Consider the following 17,620-nt stretch of genomic DNA (forward strand, 5'->3'; position numbering starts at 1 on the left):
GACGTGTGCCATCTACTAGTCGTTGATGAATCAGATTTTGCTTTACGGCAGGCGGTCGTTCATTATTATGAAACGAAGGAACCCTTTTATTTACCAGCAGATTTAGAAGCGGGTGAAGAAGTTTTTTTAGCGACAAAAATGGGGATAATCGCTTATGCGGAAACGTTGTTCAGTGAATATACGACACGCCCATCTGATCCTCACTGGCGAGTAGAGGCAGACGGAGTCGAGCGGACATACGCGTGTCTTGATTTAATTAGCGTCGACTTACATCATCCGTTACTTGGCACACCACTGACAGATTTGAAGGTTGAATCGGGGATGGTTCAGGTGAGTGTTCGTCAACGCCTTATCGAAGCGTGGCAGTACGGGTATTTCGAAACCGACGTTACGACGATTGAGGAAGCGAAGCAACGCAGGCAGGAGAAATTTCATGAGCGGAATCATATCGGTCAGTTAGCGGAAGCTTGCGAACATTGTGGACAAACAAACCAGTCGATTTTAGAGTGGCATCAGGAAAACAATCAGTTCCTGACGCTCTGTCCTTCATGCCATCGTTTAGCCCATCAAAGATCTGATTCCTTAATCGATGTTGCGGCAACCTCAGATGAACCGTAAGAAAGTTGATAGTGACAAGATGTTCACACATCGAATCACTACCAGCTTTTTTTTATTATAGAAAAACGTGTTATAATCAACAATGATAATTGTTATCAATGAAAAATGTATCAGATGGGGGAACCATAATGATTGATTTAGCAACGATTCCAATCAACAAACCCGTTGTTATGACCAACTTAAATAAAATCGAGGATCGATTACGAAGACGCTTACTCGCGCTTGGTTTTTATGAAGGTTGTCCAGTCGTCGTCAAGAGACGGGCGAGCTTTCAAGGTCCTTTGACAATAGAACAAAGAGATCATCATCAAATGATTGCGATTCGGCGCAGCGATGCAAAAAAGATTGAGGTGTATTCACCATGACGCAACGGATTGCTTTACTCGGTAACCCGAACACGGGGAAGACGTCATTATTTAACCGCTTGACCGGATCATATGCCCATGTCGGCAACTGGTCGGGGGTAACGGTTGATAAAAAAATCGGGAAATTACACGGTGGGCGGGGACAGCTAGTCGATTTGCCCGGCGTCTACGATTTGGACCCGTTATCGGCCGATGAAGCGGTCGTCGCCCGTTTTTTAATGGAAGAACAATTCGACGCCATGATTAATATCATCGATGCATCGCAGTTAGAGCGGAACTTGCAATTGACGGCACAGCTGCTTGAGATTGGAAAACCACTTCAAATTGGATTGAATATGATTGACGTCGCGACTAATCGGGGAACACAGATTGATGCGAGGGCACTCGCGACGGCACTTGGGGTAGAAGTATTTCCGATTGTCGCTCGGACTGGAGACGGCTGTGATGTCTTATTAACATCACTCAAGACAGAAGCCGTTACTCCACTGCATATTGACTACGGAGAGGCAACGGAACAGGCGATTACAGAAATTATGGAACAAGCATTGCTGCAATTGAACGAACGCTGGATGGCTGTTCAATACTTGGCTGGGAATCGTGTTTTCGTCGAACACCTGGAGCGACGTTCGTCTTCAATTATCGAAATTCGAAAACAACTCGAAGCTCAACTCGGTCGTTTCATTCATGCCCACATTACAGAGTGTCGCCGAAACTGGGCAATCGCGATGCGAGCGAGTGCTGTCGTCGAGGAAAAGACGGATCAAAAATCGTGGACCGACCGGATTGATGCAGTCGTTACGCATCCGATTTTCGGGTTACCAATCTTTTTCGCCGTATTGTATGGATTATTTCATATCACGTTTAATTGGGTCGGCTCTCCGTTATCGGACCTCTTATCGGCCTTCATCGAAGGACCGCTCTCAACAGGTGTTGTATGGATACTAAGTGCAATCGGGGCATCTGGATTCATTCAAGATTTATTAATTGATGGCGTCATTGCAGGGGTCGGCGGTGTATTAGTGTTTGTCCCGCAAATCTTCGTCTTGTTTTTCTTCATCTCGTTTCTCGAAGATTCAGGGTACATGGCCCGCGTCGCGATCGTCATGGACCGTTTCATGCAAATGGTTGGCTTGAACGGGAAAAGTTTTATTCCGATGATCATCGGCTTCGGCTGTAACGTTCCTGGTATCATGGCAGCACGTTCGGTCGAAGAAGAGCGGGAACGACTTGTGACGATTTTCATCTCACCGTTCATGTCTTGCTCGGCCCGACTGCCGATTTATGCCGTATTCGCCGGTAGCTTTTTTGCGAGTAATCAAGCATTGATTGTCTTATCACTTTATATTTTAGGAATCGTACTTGCGCTGATTGCGGCAAAAGTATTTTCAAAAATCCTAGCGGCCGAAGATGCGACAAGTCTCTTCATGGTCGAACAACCACCATACCGGGTACCGCAATGGTTGACGTTATGGCGGAGTACATGGCAAAAAGGAAAAGGGTTTGTTCGAAAAGCCGGTACGTTCATCTTTGGGGGATCAGTCGTCATTTGGTTGCTCGCTTATACGGGACCAGCTGGATTCGATGTCAATATGAATGATAGTTTTCTCGCGATGATTGGTGGAGTGATTGCAATGCTCCTCGTTCCAATCGGCTTTGGGACATGGCAGGCAGGTGCTGCCTTAATTACCGGATTTTTGGCGAAGGAAGTCGTTGTTTCAACGATGGCAATCATCTATGCCGTCAATGAATCAGAACTCGGTCGTCAGTTGTCAGGGCAGTTCACGCCACTCAGTGCCTATAGTTTCATGGCATTCGTATTACTGTATGTTCCGTGTCTCGCGACCGTCGCCGTCATTCGACGTGAAGTCGGAAGCGCGAAGCTGACGTGGGTTGCAAGTCTCTATGGATTGTTCGTCGCCTATGGTGTCTCCTTCGTCATTTATCAAACAGGGCTACTACTCGGTTTTTCATAAGCTTGGAGGGAATTACATGCATCTTGTCGATATTTTGATTGGATTGATAATCTTTGGATACGCAGGTTATTCTTTAGTTCGTTTTACGAAAAAGGCGAAAAAGGGAAAATGTGCGACGTGTGAAGTAGAACCAACGTGTAAAACAGCTTGTGATGATGTGAACTGGGATCATGTCATCGCCGAAGCATTGAAGAAATAAAAAAACGTTCGTCTCGTCCTAAAAAAGGGATGAGGCGAACGTTTTTTTGTTTCATTAAAACGGCCAACGATCGGCAACGAATAGAAATACTTTCATTCCGAGGAAGACACCAAAAATTCCGACGATTGCGGGGAAGACAGGTGGTGCCGGGATTGGTAATTTAAGAGCGGTAAAGACGACACCACAAATGATGCCGGCAAGTAGTGATAATAAAATTTGTTGTAGCATGAGTTCCAGTCCTTTCTTCATATAAAAAAACGCTTACACTTTCATTATATGAAGATGTCTGACGTTAAACAACATTTATTTTTGAGGTGATTGTGGCTCGAACGAGATTTTATCTTCCTTTCGTTCAATGGCAATCCATTTGTGTTCGAGTGGGTTTTCGAATGATGGTTTTGATTTTAATTTGTCGTTCGTATAATGTTGAATCAAGATTTGCGATTCACATGCTTGTTTACCACGCGTGACGTAAGCGTATTCTCCATCCGCCCCTTGTTCCCGTGCTTTGATATTGTCCGCCAGTGTCATCGCGAGGCAATCCTTCAAATACTCTTTATGATCTTCATCGATGATCGGGAATAAGATTTCAATGCGTTTGCGCATATTTCGTGTCATCCAGTCGGCACTCGAACAGTAAATCAGTTCTTCTCCGTTATGGTGGAAATAAAAGATTCGTGAGTGCTCCAAGTATCGATCGACGACAGACGTGACTCTGATGTTTTCTGAAACACCTTTGATTTGTGGACGGAGACAACAGACGCCACGGACAATCAGTTCGATGCGGACGCCGGCACGTGATGCTTGATAGAGCTTCGTGATGATTTCTTTTTCCGTCAAACTGTTCATCTTCGCGACGATTCGACCGTTGCCATGTTTTTTATGAAATTTGATTTCGTCATCAATCAATGATAAGAATTTTTCAAGCATCGAATTAGGGGACGTGTGGATCGCATTCCATTTCGGCTGTTCCCCGTATCCGGATAACCAGTTGAAGAAGTTTGTCGCATCTTCCGCTAATTGTTCGCGGACGGTCAATAGACCGATGTCGGTATAGAGTTTCGCCGTTGAATCGTTATAATTCCCCGTCCCGAGATGGACGAAGCGTTGAATTCGTCCTTCTTGAAGGCGGACGATCAAGGTGATCTTTGAGTGCGTCTTTAAGTCACTATACCCATAGATGACGTGAGCACCGACTTTTTCAAGTTGTTTTGCCCACTCGATGTTCTTCGCTTCGTCAAACCGGGCTTTCAGCTCGACGAGAACGGTAACCTGTTTCCCATTTTCGACGGCTGTCTTTAAAGCTTTAATGATAGGGGAATCCCCTGAGACACGGTAAAGCGTTTGTTTGATTGCGAGTACGTTCGGATCATTAGCTGCCTGACCAATCAGACGGACGATTGGATCGAACGTATGGTACGGGTGATGTAACAAATAATCGCGTTGTAAAATCTGATCGAATAAGTTTTTCGATTGTTCGAGCGCAGGTGGTTCGACTGGCATGATCGTTTGATAGATCAAGTGGTCGTACTCGACACCGATTTGACTATAAAAGGCGAAAGCGAACGTTAAATCGATTGGACCGTCGACGGCGAAAATATCGCGATCTTGTAAGTCGAGCACGTCGCGCAACATGTTGAGTAGTTCTGTATTGATGGCATTTTTTTGAATCTCGAGACGAATCCCTACCCCCCACCGGCGTTTTTTTAATTCCTTTTCAATCAGTTTTAAAATGTCATGTGTCCCTTCTTCATGAAACGGGAGGTCGGCATTTCGCGTGATGCGAAATGGCATCGCAGACAGGACACGATAACCTTTAAAGAGCGAATCGATGAAGGAGATAATGACATCTTCGAGTAAGATGACGGCCGTCGTCTCTTCATCGTCGACCGGTAAATCGACGAAACGCGGTAAGACGGCAGGGACTTGGACGAGCGCTAAGTTCCGCTTTGAACCATCCTCTGCTTCGAGTGCAGTCGCGATATTGAGCGACTTCGATGATAACATCGGAAAGGGGCGATAGGCATCGACTGCGACCGGTGTCAGTACAGGGAAAACTTGATCACGGAAAAACGCTTTCACATATTCGGACTGAACTTCGTTTAATTCCTCGTGCTTTAAAAAGAAAATCGACTCTTTCTTTAAAGCAGTACTAATTTCCTTGAATGCCTCATATTGCTGTTCGACGAGCTCTTTTGTTTTCGCGGCAATTGCGCGCAGTTGCTGCTTCGGCGTCAACTGCTGTTTGTTTTCCGGCTTGTTGAACCCGGCAAGGACCTCATCCTTTAATCCACCGACACGTACCATATAAAATTCGTCCAAGTTGGAGCTGAAGATTCCTAAAAACTTCAATCGTTCCATCAACGGATTTCGTGTATCTAAGACTTCTCCGAGCACACGTTCATTAAACTGGAGCCAACTGATTTCGCGATTATTAAAGTAGTCTGGAGAATCGAATTTCATGAAGTAAGACTTCCTTTCGTTTGCAGTTCAATCGATTGGTCGATGACGCGTTCGAGATGTTTCTTTTGTTTTTCGGCTTTTTCGACTTCAAATCCATAATCATGATCACCCGTATCGAGCGTCAGGAGCAGGGCCTCGTTTTCAATGTGCAGTTCGACACTGTCGACGGCGCGACGCTCCGTCACGTCGAGTGCATCGGCAAGCTTAAGAAGTGATCCAAGCAAATCGAACCGCTCGATTGATTTATCGGAAAACCAATCTTTAAATGGTTTCAAGAGTTGTTGCATCCGTTTGGACGATGAATAAGAGCTGACGAGCGCGAGCGCAAGCCGATCTTTATGCGTCATGCCTTTCAAGTCCGTATTCGTCAATAAATAAAAGGTCTGGTTCGACCGCGTATCTGGATTGATATACTGTCCGCAGTAAAGCAGACGACTCGCTGAATCAAGTAATCGTAAATCGGCGGCGCGTTCCGGAATGATGTCGAGTGAGACGAGTTGACGATATAGTGATTTAGCGAGCGTGCCGAGGTAATTCATCCGATCGCGATTGACTTTATAATCACTTTCGAGTTGAAACAGACTTTCTTCGCGGACGTTTTCAACACGGCGTTGGTTACCTTCGTGTAAGTCGTACTCATAGACGAGTCCTTCGCGCAAACCATAGTTACTCATCACGAATTGGTCGGCCTCGATATGTAACGCGAGTTCGTGAATCGCAATCAGGGCAGGTAGGAAGATATCGACTCGATCTTTTGATAACCCTTCAATTTTCCCAAGGTGTTTTGGTGACTTGTCTTCAAGCTCGTCAACGAGTTTTCCGAGTTCTTTTGTCCGGACTTGATATTGATGGATCCCGTGAAGTGGATAATCGAGAGTCGACTGATGGATGCGGACGAAGTTTCGGGCAGAACCACCAACACCGATCAACGGCAATTTTTTTTCTTTAAGCCAAGGAATTTCAGCGAACTGCTCTTTTAAGAATTTAATCAATTTCTTTTGTTCACTTGAGGTCATCGTCTCACCGGAGATGAACTGGCGTGTCAACGTGACGGCTCCGAACGAAAAACTGTGATAGGCGACCATCTCGCGATTTTCGATCAACGTCACTTCCATCGAACCGCCGCCGATATCGACGGAATAACCATCTGTCAAGAAGGTCGAGTTAATGATGGCGAAATAGCCATAGTAGGCTTCTTGCTCGTCGGATAGGATACGCATCGAAAATGGAGTCGTCTGGTCAACAGTCTCAACGATCTCCTGGCGATTCGTGGCATTTCGAATGGCAGCTGTCGCGACGCAGAACGTTTCTTCGACGTTATGCGTCAAACCGATTTCATGAAACCGTTGGAGTGTGTCAGATAAGATGTCGATTCCCGCTTGATCGAGTGCTCCGTCTTGATCGATATGAGCGGATAGTCGAGCGACCACCTTCACGTTAATTTTTTCGATGTAGCGACCTGAATCGATCGGGTGGAAGATGACGTAACGGATCGAGTTCGATCCGATGTCGATGACTGCTAATTCGTTTTTCAAAGATATCCCGACTCCTTTCACATATAGTAAACTGTTCCCGAAACGATACGGTGAGAAACGGGAGTGTATCTTTCTTTATTGTACCTTGTGACTAACTGAAAAAACGATAACGTTTAAAAAAGTTACATCAGTTGCGTCAGTCAGGGAGCGGGGCTATAATGGAAAAGTTGATAAGACGTAATTATTCCGTTTTAAAAAACGGAAGGAGTGAAGACAAATGAATGAACCGATTATTGAGATTAATCAAGTAACGTACGATTACCCGGATCGCCGTGTATTGAACAATGTGTCATTCACAGTTGAGCAAGGACAATTTCTCGCCATTGTTGGCGAAAATGGATCCGGGAAGTCGACGTTAATTAAATGTATGCTTGGGCTGTTGAACCCGAAAGGATCGATTCGCCTGTTCGGACAAAATCAGTCGAATTTCAATGACTGGTGGCGGATCAGTTATGTCTCGCAAAAGGCGGCTTCGTTTAACTCCGGTTTTCCTGTGACGGTCGCTGAAGTCGTCGAAATGGGGCTGTACGCGAAAAAAGGGTTATTTCGCCGTGTAACGAAACACGATCGTGAAAAAGTGAAAACGGCGCTTGAGACAGTCGGTATGTGGGAGCGGCGCGACTCGAAGGTCGGTGATTTATCGGGGGGGCAACAACAACGCGTCTTTATCGCGCGTGCACTCGTCAATGATCCGGACTTGATGATTCTCGATGAACCGACAGTCGGTGTCGACCAGCGGTATGTCAAAGAATTTTATGAAATTTTAGAAGAACTACGACGTGATAAGAAGCGGACGTTTGTCCTCGTCACCCATGATATTCATTTTGTCAGTAAGCTCGTCACGGACGTCATTCATCTCGTGGACGGACGTCTTGGTTGCAACTGTGGTATTAAGGAATACTGGGAACTTGATGAGCAGACGATTCGTTCGCTTTACCCGGTACCGGGACGCGTGCTTATCCATGAAGGGGAGGGCGTCCAGTGATTGAAGCCTTTATGACATTAAAATTTTTACAGTACGCACTCGTCGCAGCAGTCTTGATTGGGTTTACGGCCCCGTTGATTGGGTCGTTCGTCGTCGTACGCCGGATGAGTCTCATCGCCGATGCCTTGTCTCACGTCACACTTGCTGGAATTGCACTCAGTCTGTTGATTTCAGGAATGGTCGCAAGTTTATCCGGTTTGAACCCTCTTTACTTAGGGATTGTGACGGCCGTCATCGCGGCGTTGACGATTGACTGGTTGCGCGCGAAATATAAACATTTTCAAGAACTTGCGATTCCGATCATCATGGCGACCGGGATGGGACTTGGGGCAATTTTTATCAGCTTGGCGAATGGATTTTCAATGGACTTAGTGTCCTTTTTGTTCGGAACGGTCTCGGCTGTCACATTGACGGATGTCTATACCATTTTAATCGTGACGGGAATCGTTATCTTGTTCGTCATCGCTTTTTATAAGGAATTACTTTTTTTATCCTTTGATGAAGAACAGGCGCGTGTCTCGGGTATTCGTTTACGTCTTGTGCATATCTTATTTATGATTGTCGTAGCGCTCGTCATTGCAATCAGTATGCGCGTCGTCGGCATTTTACTCGTCTCTAGTTTAATCACATTACCCGTCGCAGCGGCGCTTCGTTTTGCAAAAAGTTTCAAGACGACGATTTTGTTTGCGATCATCTTTGGTGAAGTCGCGACGGTCGCCGGGTTGATTCTTGCCTATCAATTCGATTTAGCACCTGGCGGAATGATTGTCATGCTTGCTGTTGCTGAACTCATCATCGTGATGTTAGTGGAACGGTTTTGGATTGGAGGAAAAACGCATGCAGAAACAGATCGAACAAGCGCGTGAACAAATGAAAGCTTCCGGATTTAAAGCAACGCCGAAGCGGCTTGATTTACTGGCGTATCTCTTTGAAGCGAACCGGTATGTCAGTGCTCGAGAAATCGCGGAAGAATTACGGACCTCTCATCCGTCGCTAAGTTACGATACGATTTACCGTAACTTAAACGACTTTGCGGAAATCAATATTTTAGAAACGACGGAACTCGACGGTGAAATGAAATATCGTGCTGCTTGTCAGTCGGGACAACATCATCATCATTTAATTTGTCGCGCTTGTGGAAAGACGCAAACGCTGAACGTGTGCCCGATGGAATTAATGTCACCAATCAAAGCGTCTGGTTTTGAGGTTGAAGATCATAAGTTTGAAATCTATGGTCGGTGTGCCGATTGCCAATCTGTCTGACTCAGAATAACTTCTTCTAGAGGATCATATGAGGATGAAGGGGAACAAGTTGATTTTGAACAAAACAATCAAGAAAAAGGGATTGCCATACTTAAGTGGGCAATCCCTTTTTTGGTTTCAGGATCGACCGCCTTTGTTGCATAGTTCGGTGGAAAACGGGAATAGGACGAACAGAGGTGATTGGAATGATCTATGATGCAAATGAAGCAAGACAAATTGATGAATGGGCACGGACGTCGGGGTTGCCGGTCGAAGTGCTGATGGAACGGGCCGGGCAACATGTCGCGGCCGAGATGAAGCAACGGCATACCAAGACGGACAGAATTTTAATCATTTGTGGGACAGGCAACAATGGAGGGGATGGATACGTCATCGCCCGTGAGCTGATTCGAGAAGACTATGACGTGACGGTCCAAGCTCCGCTTGGTCCAACCAAGACGGAGACGGCACGGCTCCATGAAACGTATGCTGAAAAATTTGGTGTCGTCGCAGAGCCACCTTGTGGACAATATGATGTAATTATCGATGCGCTCTTCGGAACAGGGTTTGATCCGAAACGAATCAATGAGGTGACGGAAAAAACCTTTGACTTGGTGAAAGAACAGCGTCAGCAAGGAGCAATCGTTTATGCGATCGATGTACCAAGCGGAGTACCGTCTGATGCGGCAACCGATTTTTCTTTGGAAGCGGTTCAAGCGATGCAGACGTTTTGCCTCCACGCCTATAAACGGTCCGCCTTTTTACTGAAGACCGCACCGTTTTATGGAGATGTCGAGCTCGTCGATATCGGATTACCGAACGCAGCGGAATGGGAACTGTTCGAGGAACCGATCGACAGTTTGTTTGAACGGCAACACGATGGACATAAAGGGACCTATGGCACGGCACTTTTGATTGGCGGAAGCGAGACGATGCCGGGTTCGATTCAACTCGCGGCGCGGGCGGCTTTACGAACCGGTGTCGGAAAGTTACAGGTCGCAACAGTCGATTCAGCAAAAATTGGATTATTAATCAACGCGCCGGAAGCGATGGTGCTCAATCAGACGACGGAAACGATTCAAGCGATGCTTGATCAAGTGACGGCTGTCGGAATCGGACCGGGACTGACTTCGGATAAAGTAGCGGACTGGATTGAACTGGCTTTTACTAAAGATATTCCCGTTGTCCTCGATGCGGCGGCACTGATTCGCGAAGATTATCCAGAACGGCGAGCCCCAATCGTTGTAACCCCACATATCGGTGAGTTTGCCCGAATGACGAACAAAGCGGTCGCAGACATTCAAGATGATTTATTTGGAGCAGCGTCGGACTATGCGATGCTCCATCAAGTGACGGTTGTTTTGAAATCGCATGTCATTTTGGTCGCTAAACCGGACGGGGGAGGATACGTCATTTCCGGGGCATCGAGTGGACTTGCAAAAGGCGGCAGCGGCGATACGCTATTTGGCTTGATAACCAGTCTGCTCGCCCAACGTGACTACCACGATCAAGGATCGGTTGAGCATTTAATCGCCATGGGAGTCGCTTGGTATGCACGGGCTTCTAAGCGGATCGAACAACGCATCCATCCAAGTAGTATCGTTGCGACGGATTTGATTGATGAATTGGCACGACGAACCTAACCTTTTCTTAGCGTAGACAAAGTAATAGCGGGAGATAAAAGCGTCTATCTTTTTCGTTGCGTTCCTCGAGCGAGGTGGACAAAAACGTACTTTTCCCATAGGAGTCAACGAAAACGAAGCCTTTCAAACTGTGACGCAGTGAAAGACAAGTCATGCAAAGATTTAGAGCGCGTACCGTCTGAATCGATTCCAAAGCGGAATGTTGCCGCTTTGAAGACGAGTCAAGACAGGGAAGCGCGACATGCCTTCATACCCATCCGACTCCTCAAGTTTGTTTACACCCTAAAATCACTTCGAAAAAGAAGTGATTTTTTTTATTGACCTATGACTGTATTACAAGTATCATACAGTCATAAGGTGTATTAGTGTTTTAATACAGTATAACGATGGAGGTGGCAACATGCCGATGCAATTCGATCAACGGAGTCCTGTCTACCTACAAGTCATCCGGTGGTTTAAAGAACGAATCGCGACGGAAGAGTTGAAACGTGGTCAGGAGATTCCTTCACGACGCGAAATCGCTGCTCAACTAGGAATCAATCCGAACACTGCTCAAAAAGCATATAAGGAAATGGAGGAACAACACTTGATTACGACTGAACGAAATGTCCCGAGTAAAATTACGATGGATCCGGAAGTTGTCTCGAAGGTCCGGGCGGAATTGTTAAATGAAGCAGTCGAACAGTTTGTGCATTCAATCCAGGCGATTCAAGTCCCGCTTGATGAAGTCGTCATGAAAATCGAACACCTATACGAAACGAAAGAACGGGGGAAAATCGATGCTTGAGGTACATGGTCTAAAAAAACGCTTTGGACGAAAACGTCCCGTCTTAAACGGTGTATCGTTTTCTGTCAAACCGGATACGTTAACGTGTTTAATCGGTTTAAACGGGGAAGGGAAATCGACGATTCTTAAAGGCATCGTCGGTCTGATTCCGATGGACGCCGGCAGTATCATCGTCGACGGGACGACGTCGCGCGAAAAAATCGCTTTTGTGCCGGACGTCCAGACGATGCCGAGCTATATGACCATCGGGGATACGCTTACATACATGAACGATTATTATCCGGACTGGAACGAGCAGACGGCAGATGAATTGATGGCGACGTTCAAACTGCTGTCGACGGATAAAATTAATGAGCTCTCAAAAGGAAATCAGGCAAAGGTCAATTTATTACTCGGTTTTGCCCTCGATCGGCCGTATCTGTTGCTGGACGAACCGTTTGCCGGGATTGATTTGTTTACGAAAGAACAGATTGCCTGGATTTTTTCGAGTCATTATATGGAAGGGCGCGGCATCTTGATGACGACGCATGAAATCGTCGAAGTCGAGCATTTGATTGACCGTGTGATTTTTTTACAGGACGGACAAATCATTGATGAACACGATACGGAAGAAATGCGGGAAATTCACGGGAAATCCGTCCAAGACCGGATGCGGGAGGTGTATCAGCGATGAAAAAGTATTTGATGTTAACGAATGAAGAAATCAAACGGAGCAGTAAATTGTATTTAATCGTGGTCGGTGCATTAATCGCGCTCGAACTACTGTCAGTCGTCGTCAAGACGATGTTATACGAACGAAGCATCGAGACGTTCATGCGGATGAACCAAGCCTCCGAACTCGAAACAGTCAATTCGTATGGAAAATTTTCTTTTGCGGCAGCGACCTCGATTTTTGATTACATCATGATGATTGGTGTCGCGTATATCTTAGTACTCGCCTTGCAAATCTGGTACCGCGAATGGATTGGGGAATCAAAACATATCTATCGACTCTTACTTTTACCGGGCAGTCGGGTGTCAATCTACTTTGCGAAGCTGACGACGGTCCTGCTCGTGACGGTGAGTTTAATCGGTTTGCAGTGGCTGACGGTTGTCGCAAGTTACGGTCTGTTTGATTGGTTGTTACCAGAATCACATAAATTTCCGACCGGTCTGATTAAAGATGGGAGTCTATTGCAAGTGTTTTATTCGATGAATATCGAGGATGTCTTCATCTTATTGATGATGTCCTGTGCCGTCATCAATCTGTTGTTTTTCATCGTCCTGATTGAGCGGTCGTTCCGAAAATCACGGGCGATGATCCAGCTGATAGCCGAAGCGATGATTTTAATCCTGCCATTCGGACTCGTGATGTATATCACAGAAGGTCCACTGTCCGGTTTATTGTTAAGAGTAGAATACGTGACGTTGTATCTTGTCTTATTATCAATCGGCTTCTTTTATGTCGGCTTTAGAAGCATTCGCTTAGTCCAAAACAAACTATCCGTTTAAGGGGGGAACATGATGCGACGCTTTCAATACTTAGTAATGTTACTCGTTATATGTCTAGTGAGTTTGACGAGTTATTACGGTTACACGGCAACAATTCAAACGGCAGACTACACTGTCGAGCACATAACAGGAGACGTAAAGGGAACGAACCTTGCGAAACTGCATCTGATTCTGCAGTCGACAGCGAAAGGTAAAAACGTCTATTCCGATGTATCGTTAGATGGGACAGTCAAAAAAAATGGCGACAATTATCTTGAAGGAATACTTGGAAACAGAGAGTTTAACCCGATTCTAAAAACAGACGCCAAGGATTTTTTACGGGCAGATGAAACGCTCAGTGAAGATGACGACTACCTGTACGGGATCCGTACGGCCGAAAAGGAACTGGAATTAAAGATGTGGGATAAACAGACGAAACGGCTGACGGAAATGACACTCCCGTTTCCGTCTACCGTCAAGACGGGGTATGGCACAGGCAGCGTACGCGTCATCGACCGGATGGATAAGACACTTTATATCCAAGTCGATGCGTACAGAAAAAATCACGAGACCACTCAATTGATGCAAGTGGACTATCAACAGAAAAAAATTAAGCTGGTACCGCTCGCTTCACCGGCAATCAAAAAGAACGAATTCAGAAACTACTTAACGGCCGGGCCGGATCGCGTCATCTATGTGCAACAATTCATTGATGAAAATAACGATTCGGAAATTCAGGAAACGTATCTTGAAGATGACGGGAAACACGTCCGACCAATCGAGAAGTTAAATAAAACGAATCAATCCTTCGTTGCGATGGGCAACGGGGAACGATTGATCGCTTATAATGAAAATGAAGAAACAAACGAACTGCAATGGACCGTCTATGACACTGCAACGAAGCAAGTGACAAAGGATGCAATCAAGCTTGAAGCGGCGGAGAAAAAGATGGAATCGATTAACGAAGCATTTGCAGACAACCAGTTTTATTTCGTCTCCAAGATGAACGCGTCTGATTATCAAATTCGTGTCGTCGATATCTTGTCAGGGGACGTCATCTATGTCGGACAGATTCGCGATAAAAATCAAGTGAAGTCAAGCGCCATCATCACCAGCTTTTTTTGATATTAAATCAAATCAGACATGTTCAGCTGTGTAAAAACAGAAGAACATGTCTTTTTAAGTAAAAAATTGACACATAACGTAAGACAGGAGTATCATCAAGCGATGTCGAATAAAAAAATGACTACCTCAATGACAATCGGAAATGAAAGGAGGAGACGTATGCCGCTTAGCACGACGACTGATACCACTATCGCACAACAACACTGGATGGGAAATTTTGCGTTGTTCATGATGACAGCAGGAGCTTTGATTTTTTTAGGGACGACGGATGATGTATTACAAAATGCGTATCTTAATCGATCAACGATCATCATACTGCTTTTAGTGATCGGGATAACGACGTTTATCATTAGTCGAAGTCATATCGCGTCAAAATATCAATCGCATCTCCTCTCCATCATGTTACTGATTGTGCCGATCATCTCGATTAATTTGTTACCATATGCTGCCGTCACAGCTTGGGCAAGTTGTTTTTTATTTTTAATGATTGCCTTGATCTCGTACAACCGGATTGTGATGTGGTATACGATTGTCGTCGTACTAGCGACGAATCTGTTTATCATGTTCAATACAACGACGACTCTGGTGGAAATCGACTCTTCAGATCATGTCGCACGGCTCGGGATGGTTACGATTGGAATTTGCATTGCGCTAATCATCAATCATTTACATATACGAAATTTAAGTCAATTGCACTCGCTTGCTAATCAACTTGATGAGGCCGCAAAACGTGATCCGCAAACAGAATTATTGAATATGCGTGGATTAGAAGATTTTTTTGATGATGCTAACCGTCAACATTTACTGCTCATCGGTATTCACCTTGAGAATTATTATGAATTGGCACGCTATTTTGGAGAAGACATACAAGCTCGTGTCTTGTTTGAATGTATCGAACGACTCCAATCATTACTTCCACCTTACTTAGCACTTGTGCGGATTGAAGGAGGGACGCTTGCTGTCGTCATGGAAAAACCTGAAGGTGTTTCCTGTCATGATGAGATGGAGTTACTTAGTCAAAAAATGTCTGCGCCCTATCAGATCGACCTCCATCAAATTTATGTCAATCTGTATATCGTAATTGATGACGGCGATACGTTGCAAAAAAGTTGGATGAAACGAGTTCAACAAGTGAATTCTGCGCTACAAGAATCCGTTCAAAATGATAAAAAAGTCATGTGTATCGATCAAACATGGCGCTGTGAACAAACATTACGTGTCGAAGCTGCGCGCGCCTTATCACTTGCTGAAGTCAATCGAGATTTTTATTTAGTCTATCAGCTACAGTACGATTCGAATCAACAGACCTTTGTTGGACTTGAAGCACTCGTTCGCTGGAAAACGGAGTTGTCTAAAGCGAATCAACCATCCGTCTTCATCCCGATTGCTGAAAAAAGTGACTTAATCATTCGTCTAGGCGAATGGATTTTTGAAGAAGGCTGTAAGACAAGAAAACGATTGATCGGTCTTGTGCCAGAGAATTTTACGGTATCAGTGAATGTGTCACCACGCCAATTGACGAACGAATCGTTCATGCCCTTTATTGAACGGATGCTACTTAAGTATTCGCTTAAACCGCAACAAATCAAAATCGAGATTACGGAAAGTCAGTCGCTCGATTTTGAGAGCCAGCCGATTCTTCGGGCATTACGGCGGATAAAAACACTTGATTTTCCAGTGTCGTTAGATGACTTTGGAACAGGTCATGCTTCTTACCATGTATTGGAACGGTTGTTACCTTTGCGCCAATTAAAAATACCGAAACAGTTCATTGAACAAATTGAAGAATCAGCAAAACGCCAGTCCATCCTTGAATCGATTTTCCAATTGACACGTTCGATGAATGTCGAGTGTATCGTCGAAGGGGTAGAGACAGGAGAAGAAGTTCAAATTGCGAAAGATATTGGGATTCATCTTTTTCAAGGTTACTTTTTTGCAAAACCAGTTTCGCTAACAGATATCATTCTTTTATTAGAAAGCAAAATAAGGAAGCGATGGATTAAGTCCATGCTTCCTTATTTATCGTATAACATGAACTGGTTACGGCCGTTGTCTTTTGCAGCATAGAGCGCGGTGTCCGCTTGTTTAAAAACGATTCCGGCTGCCTGATTTTTCGCGTAGGCGACACCGGCAGAAACAGTAATCGTCAAGGCGTGGTCTTGCATGACGAACGGTGTATCGGTGACGGATTGAACGAGTTGTCTTGCGAGTCGCGTCGGTGAAACCGTAAATGTATTCGGAATGACGACGATAAACTCTTCGCCACCATAGCGGCCGACCGTGATACTATCCGGGCACTCCTGTGTGAGTAAAACGGAGAAGTGGCGTAATACAGCATCTCCGACAGCATGACCATATTGATCATTGACTGACTTAAAGTGGTCAAGATCGAAGATGATCACACCCCAAGGTGCCTTCGCTTCTACAAGAGCCTGTACTTTTTCCATGATAACGTGACGGTTCGCGAGGCGCGTCAGTTCATCGGTCGAAGCCAAATAGGACTGGTACGCGTAAAGAACGAAGTGTCCTTGTAACATATATGAAAGATGATAAAAAAGAATCGAGGCGCCAATTGTGATTAAGAAATACGGCAAAAAAATCGTCTGCCATGCATGAGGTTGTGAAGGGCCGAGCAACATGCGTAAGAGAACCAAGGTAGAGGCTATCGTCACAATAACAGTGAAGAGTCGCCCTTTATGTTTGATGAGTTGAGCACAGAGGATGATAAGCACGGTAAATCCGGTCAGCATCACTAGAGAATTTTGTAAGGCACTAACGGATTCACCCCCACTGATGAGGACACGATACAGCAGTAAAATAATTCCTGTCGTCACAATGCTGACTGGCCCCCCGTATAGAGCGGATAGAGCGAGCGGCAGCAGTCGTAAATCAATCAATGATCCATTGATTGAGATGGAGTTATGCATCAGTAAAATGCCGGTTAAACCATTTGCTAAACCAAAATACAAGCGCGTTGAACGCTTGGAGTCATACTGGATCGGGAGTCGATTTCGCATCAAATAAAATGTGACAGATAGTATTAAAAATATAATGCATATGTTCGTGAAAAAAATATTCAACGTCGATAACATAAAAAAATCCTTTCAGCTAATAGAAGATGACTCGAGACAAAACGTAACGAATTCATGATAATTGTACGATAACGTAAACGGATTATGTATAAAAAATGGAAAAAAAACAGCCGGATAAGGCTG

17 protein-coding genes are annotated in these 17,620 nt (G+C 45.1%); 13 read left to right on the forward strand and 4 right to left on the reverse strand.

Features of this window, described 5'->3' with window-relative positions; all coding sequences use genetic code 11:
- Positions 1-3 precede the first annotated feature (3 nt).
- From KNP98_RS03875 to KNP98_RS03890, 4 genes are all read left to right on the forward strand, one after another.
- Complete coding sequence (locus KNP98_RS03875; protein WP_214810721.1) at positions 4-618, forward strand: hypothetical protein; 615 nt, start codon at positions 4-6, stop codon at positions 616-618.
- Between the two features lie 128 nt (positions 619-746).
- Positions 747-983: a FeoA family protein gene (locus KNP98_RS03880; protein ID WP_029332956.1), complete on the forward strand. Its 237-nt coding sequence runs from the start codon at positions 747-749 to the stop codon at positions 981-983.
- A complete protein-coding gene (feoB, locus tag KNP98_RS03885) occupies positions 980-2,956 on the forward strand; it encodes a ferrous iron transport protein B (RefSeq protein ID WP_214810723.1) in 1,977 nt (658 codons plus the stop codon). The genes KNP98_RS03880 and feoB overlap by 4 nt, the downstream gene beginning before the upstream one ends.
- Before the next feature lie 16 nt (positions 2,957-2,972).
- Positions 2,973-3,155, forward strand: a complete 183-nt coding sequence (locus KNP98_RS03890; RefSeq protein WP_088836568.1) for a FeoB-associated Cys-rich membrane protein — start codon at positions 2,973-2,975, stop codon at positions 3,153-3,155.
- A gap of 54 nt (positions 3,156-3,209) precedes the next feature.
- Here KNP98_RS03890 and KNP98_RS03895 read toward each other — a convergent pair whose 3' ends face one another.
- The 3 genes from KNP98_RS03895 to KNP98_RS03905 all read right to left on the reverse strand — a co-directional run bounded on the left by KNP98_RS03895 (position 3,210) and on the right by KNP98_RS03905 (position 7,153).
- On the reverse strand, positions 3,210-3,383 hold the full coding sequence (locus KNP98_RS03895) for a XapX domain-containing protein (protein ID WP_014969827.1): 174 nt from the start codon (positions 3,381-3,383) through the stop codon (positions 3,210-3,212).
- Positions 3,384-3,458: 75 nt separating this feature from the next.
- Complete coding sequence (locus tag KNP98_RS03900) at positions 3,459-5,618, reverse strand: RNA degradosome polyphosphate kinase (RefSeq protein WP_088836569.1); 2,160 nt, start codon at positions 5,616-5,618, stop codon at positions 3,459-3,461.
- Positions 5,615-7,153: a Ppx/GppA phosphatase family protein gene (locus tag KNP98_RS03905; RefSeq protein WP_214800976.1), complete on the reverse strand. Its 1,539-nt coding sequence runs from the start codon at positions 7,151-7,153 to the stop codon at positions 5,615-5,617. Before KNP98_RS03905 ends, KNP98_RS03900 begins: the two co-directional genes overlap by 4 nt.
- 217 nt (positions 7,154-7,370) lie before the next feature.
- Here KNP98_RS03905 and KNP98_RS03910 point away from each other — a divergent pair, with 217 nt between their 5' ends.
- The 9 genes from KNP98_RS03910 (at position 7,371) to KNP98_RS03950 (ending at position 16,472) form a co-directional block, all read left to right on the forward strand.
- Entirely contained in the window at positions 7,371-8,138 is a 768-nt protein-coding gene (locus KNP98_RS03910; protein WP_214769919.1) for a metal ABC transporter ATP-binding protein, read from the forward strand.
- On the forward strand, positions 8,135-9,004 hold the full coding sequence (locus KNP98_RS03915; protein WP_029332962.1) for a metal ABC transporter permease: 870 nt from the start codon (positions 8,135-8,137) through the stop codon (positions 9,002-9,004). Before KNP98_RS03910 ends, KNP98_RS03915 begins: the two co-directional genes overlap by 4 nt.
- A complete protein-coding gene (locus tag KNP98_RS03920) occupies positions 8,976-9,401 on the forward strand; it encodes a Fur family transcriptional regulator (RefSeq protein WP_029332963.1) in 426 nt (141 codons plus the stop codon). Before KNP98_RS03915 ends, KNP98_RS03920 begins: the two co-directional genes overlap by 29 nt.
- 185 nt (positions 9,402-9,586) lie before the next feature.
- Positions 9,587-11,023: an NAD(P)H-hydrate dehydratase gene (locus tag KNP98_RS03925; protein WP_214810809.1), complete on the forward strand. Its 1,437-nt coding sequence runs from the start codon at positions 9,587-9,589 to the stop codon at positions 11,021-11,023.
- A 400-nt stretch (positions 11,024-11,423) separates the two neighbouring features.
- Positions 11,424-11,810 (forward strand): GntR family transcriptional regulator, encoded by a 387-nt coding sequence (locus tag KNP98_RS03930; RefSeq protein WP_088836572.1) that lies wholly within the window; start codon positions 11,424-11,426, stop codon positions 11,808-11,810.
- Positions 11,803-12,483 carry an ATP-binding cassette domain-containing protein gene (locus KNP98_RS03935; RefSeq protein WP_214810724.1) on the forward strand — a complete coding sequence of 227 codons (681 nt, stop codon included), beginning with the start codon at positions 11,803-11,805 and terminating at the stop codon, positions 12,481-12,483. The genes KNP98_RS03930 and KNP98_RS03935 overlap by 8 nt, the downstream gene beginning before the upstream one ends.
- Positions 12,480-13,301, forward strand: a complete 822-nt coding sequence (locus KNP98_RS03940; RefSeq protein WP_214810725.1) for an ABC transporter permease — start codon at positions 12,480-12,482, stop codon at positions 13,299-13,301. The genes KNP98_RS03935 and KNP98_RS03940 overlap by 4 nt, the downstream gene beginning before the upstream one ends.
- 12 nt (positions 13,302-13,313) lie before the next feature.
- On the forward strand, positions 13,314-14,405 hold the full coding sequence (locus tag KNP98_RS03945; RefSeq protein WP_214810727.1) for a hypothetical protein: 1,092 nt from the start codon (positions 13,314-13,316) through the stop codon (positions 14,403-14,405).
- Positions 14,406-14,564: 159 nt separating this feature from the next.
- On the forward strand, positions 14,565-16,472 hold the full coding sequence (locus KNP98_RS03950) for an EAL domain-containing protein (protein WP_214810729.1): 1,908 nt from the start codon (positions 14,565-14,567) through the stop codon (positions 16,470-16,472).
- Here the strand turns inward: KNP98_RS03950 and KNP98_RS03955 are convergent.
- Positions 16,421-17,497, reverse strand: coding sequence for a GGDEF domain-containing protein (locus KNP98_RS03955; protein ID WP_353048581.1), 1,077 nt, complete (start codon positions 17,495-17,497; stop codon positions 16,421-16,423). The two genes, KNP98_RS03950 and KNP98_RS03955, sit on opposite strands and share 52 nt — an antisense overlap.
- Positions 17,498-17,620 lie beyond the last annotated feature (123 nt).

The organism is Exiguobacterium sp. s127, from assembly GCF_018618695.1.
Taxonomy (GTDB): domain Bacteria; phylum Bacillota; class Bacilli; order Exiguobacteriales; family Exiguobacteriaceae; genus Exiguobacterium_A; species Exiguobacterium_A oxidotolerans.

Coding starts and splice junctions, on each gene's coding strand:
- KNP98_RS03955 (WP_353048581.1), bottom strand. CDS start 17,497: ATGTTATCGACGTTGAATATTTTTTTCACGAACATATGCATTATATTT.
- KNP98_RS03925 (WP_214810809.1), top strand. CDS start 9,587: ATGATCTATGATGCAAATGAAGCAAGACAAATTGATGAATGGGCACGG.
- KNP98_RS03920 (WP_029332963.1), top strand. CDS start 8,976: ATGCAGAAACAGATCGAACAAGCGCGTGAACAAATGAAAGCTTCCGGA.
- KNP98_RS03950 (WP_214810729.1), top strand. CDS start 14,565: ATGCCGCTTAGCACGACGACTGATACCACTATCGCACAACAACACTGG.
- KNP98_RS03940 (WP_214810725.1), top strand. CDS start 12,480: ATGAAAAAGTATTTGATGTTAACGAATGAAGAAATCAAACGGAGCAGT.
- KNP98_RS03910 (WP_214769919.1), top strand. CDS start 7,371: ATGAATGAACCGATTATTGAGATTAATCAAGTAACGTACGATTACCCG.
- KNP98_RS03935 (WP_214810724.1), top strand. CDS start 11,803: ATGCTTGAGGTACATGGTCTAAAAAAACGCTTTGGACGAAAACGTCCC.
- KNP98_RS03945 (WP_214810727.1), top strand. CDS start 13,314: ATGCGACGCTTTCAATACTTAGTAATGTTACTCGTTATATGTCTAGTG.
- KNP98_RS03900 (WP_088836569.1), bottom strand. CDS start 5,618: ATGAAATTCGATTCTCCAGACTACTTTAATAATCGCGAAATCAGTTGG.
- KNP98_RS03895 (WP_014969827.1), bottom strand. CDS start 3,383: ATGCTACAACAAATTTTATTATCACTACTTGCCGGCATCATTTGTGGT.
- KNP98_RS03890 (WP_088836568.1), top strand. CDS start 2,973: ATGCATCTTGTCGATATTTTGATTGGATTGATAATCTTTGGATACGCA.
- KNP98_RS03930 (WP_088836572.1), top strand. CDS start 11,424: ATGCCGATGCAATTCGATCAACGGAGTCCTGTCTACCTACAAGTCATC.
- feoB (WP_214810723.1), top strand. CDS start 980: ATGACGCAACGGATTGCTTTACTCGGTAACCCGAACACGGGGAAGACG.
- KNP98_RS03880 (WP_029332956.1), top strand. CDS start 747: ATGATTGATTTAGCAACGATTCCAATCAACAAACCCGTTGTTATGACC.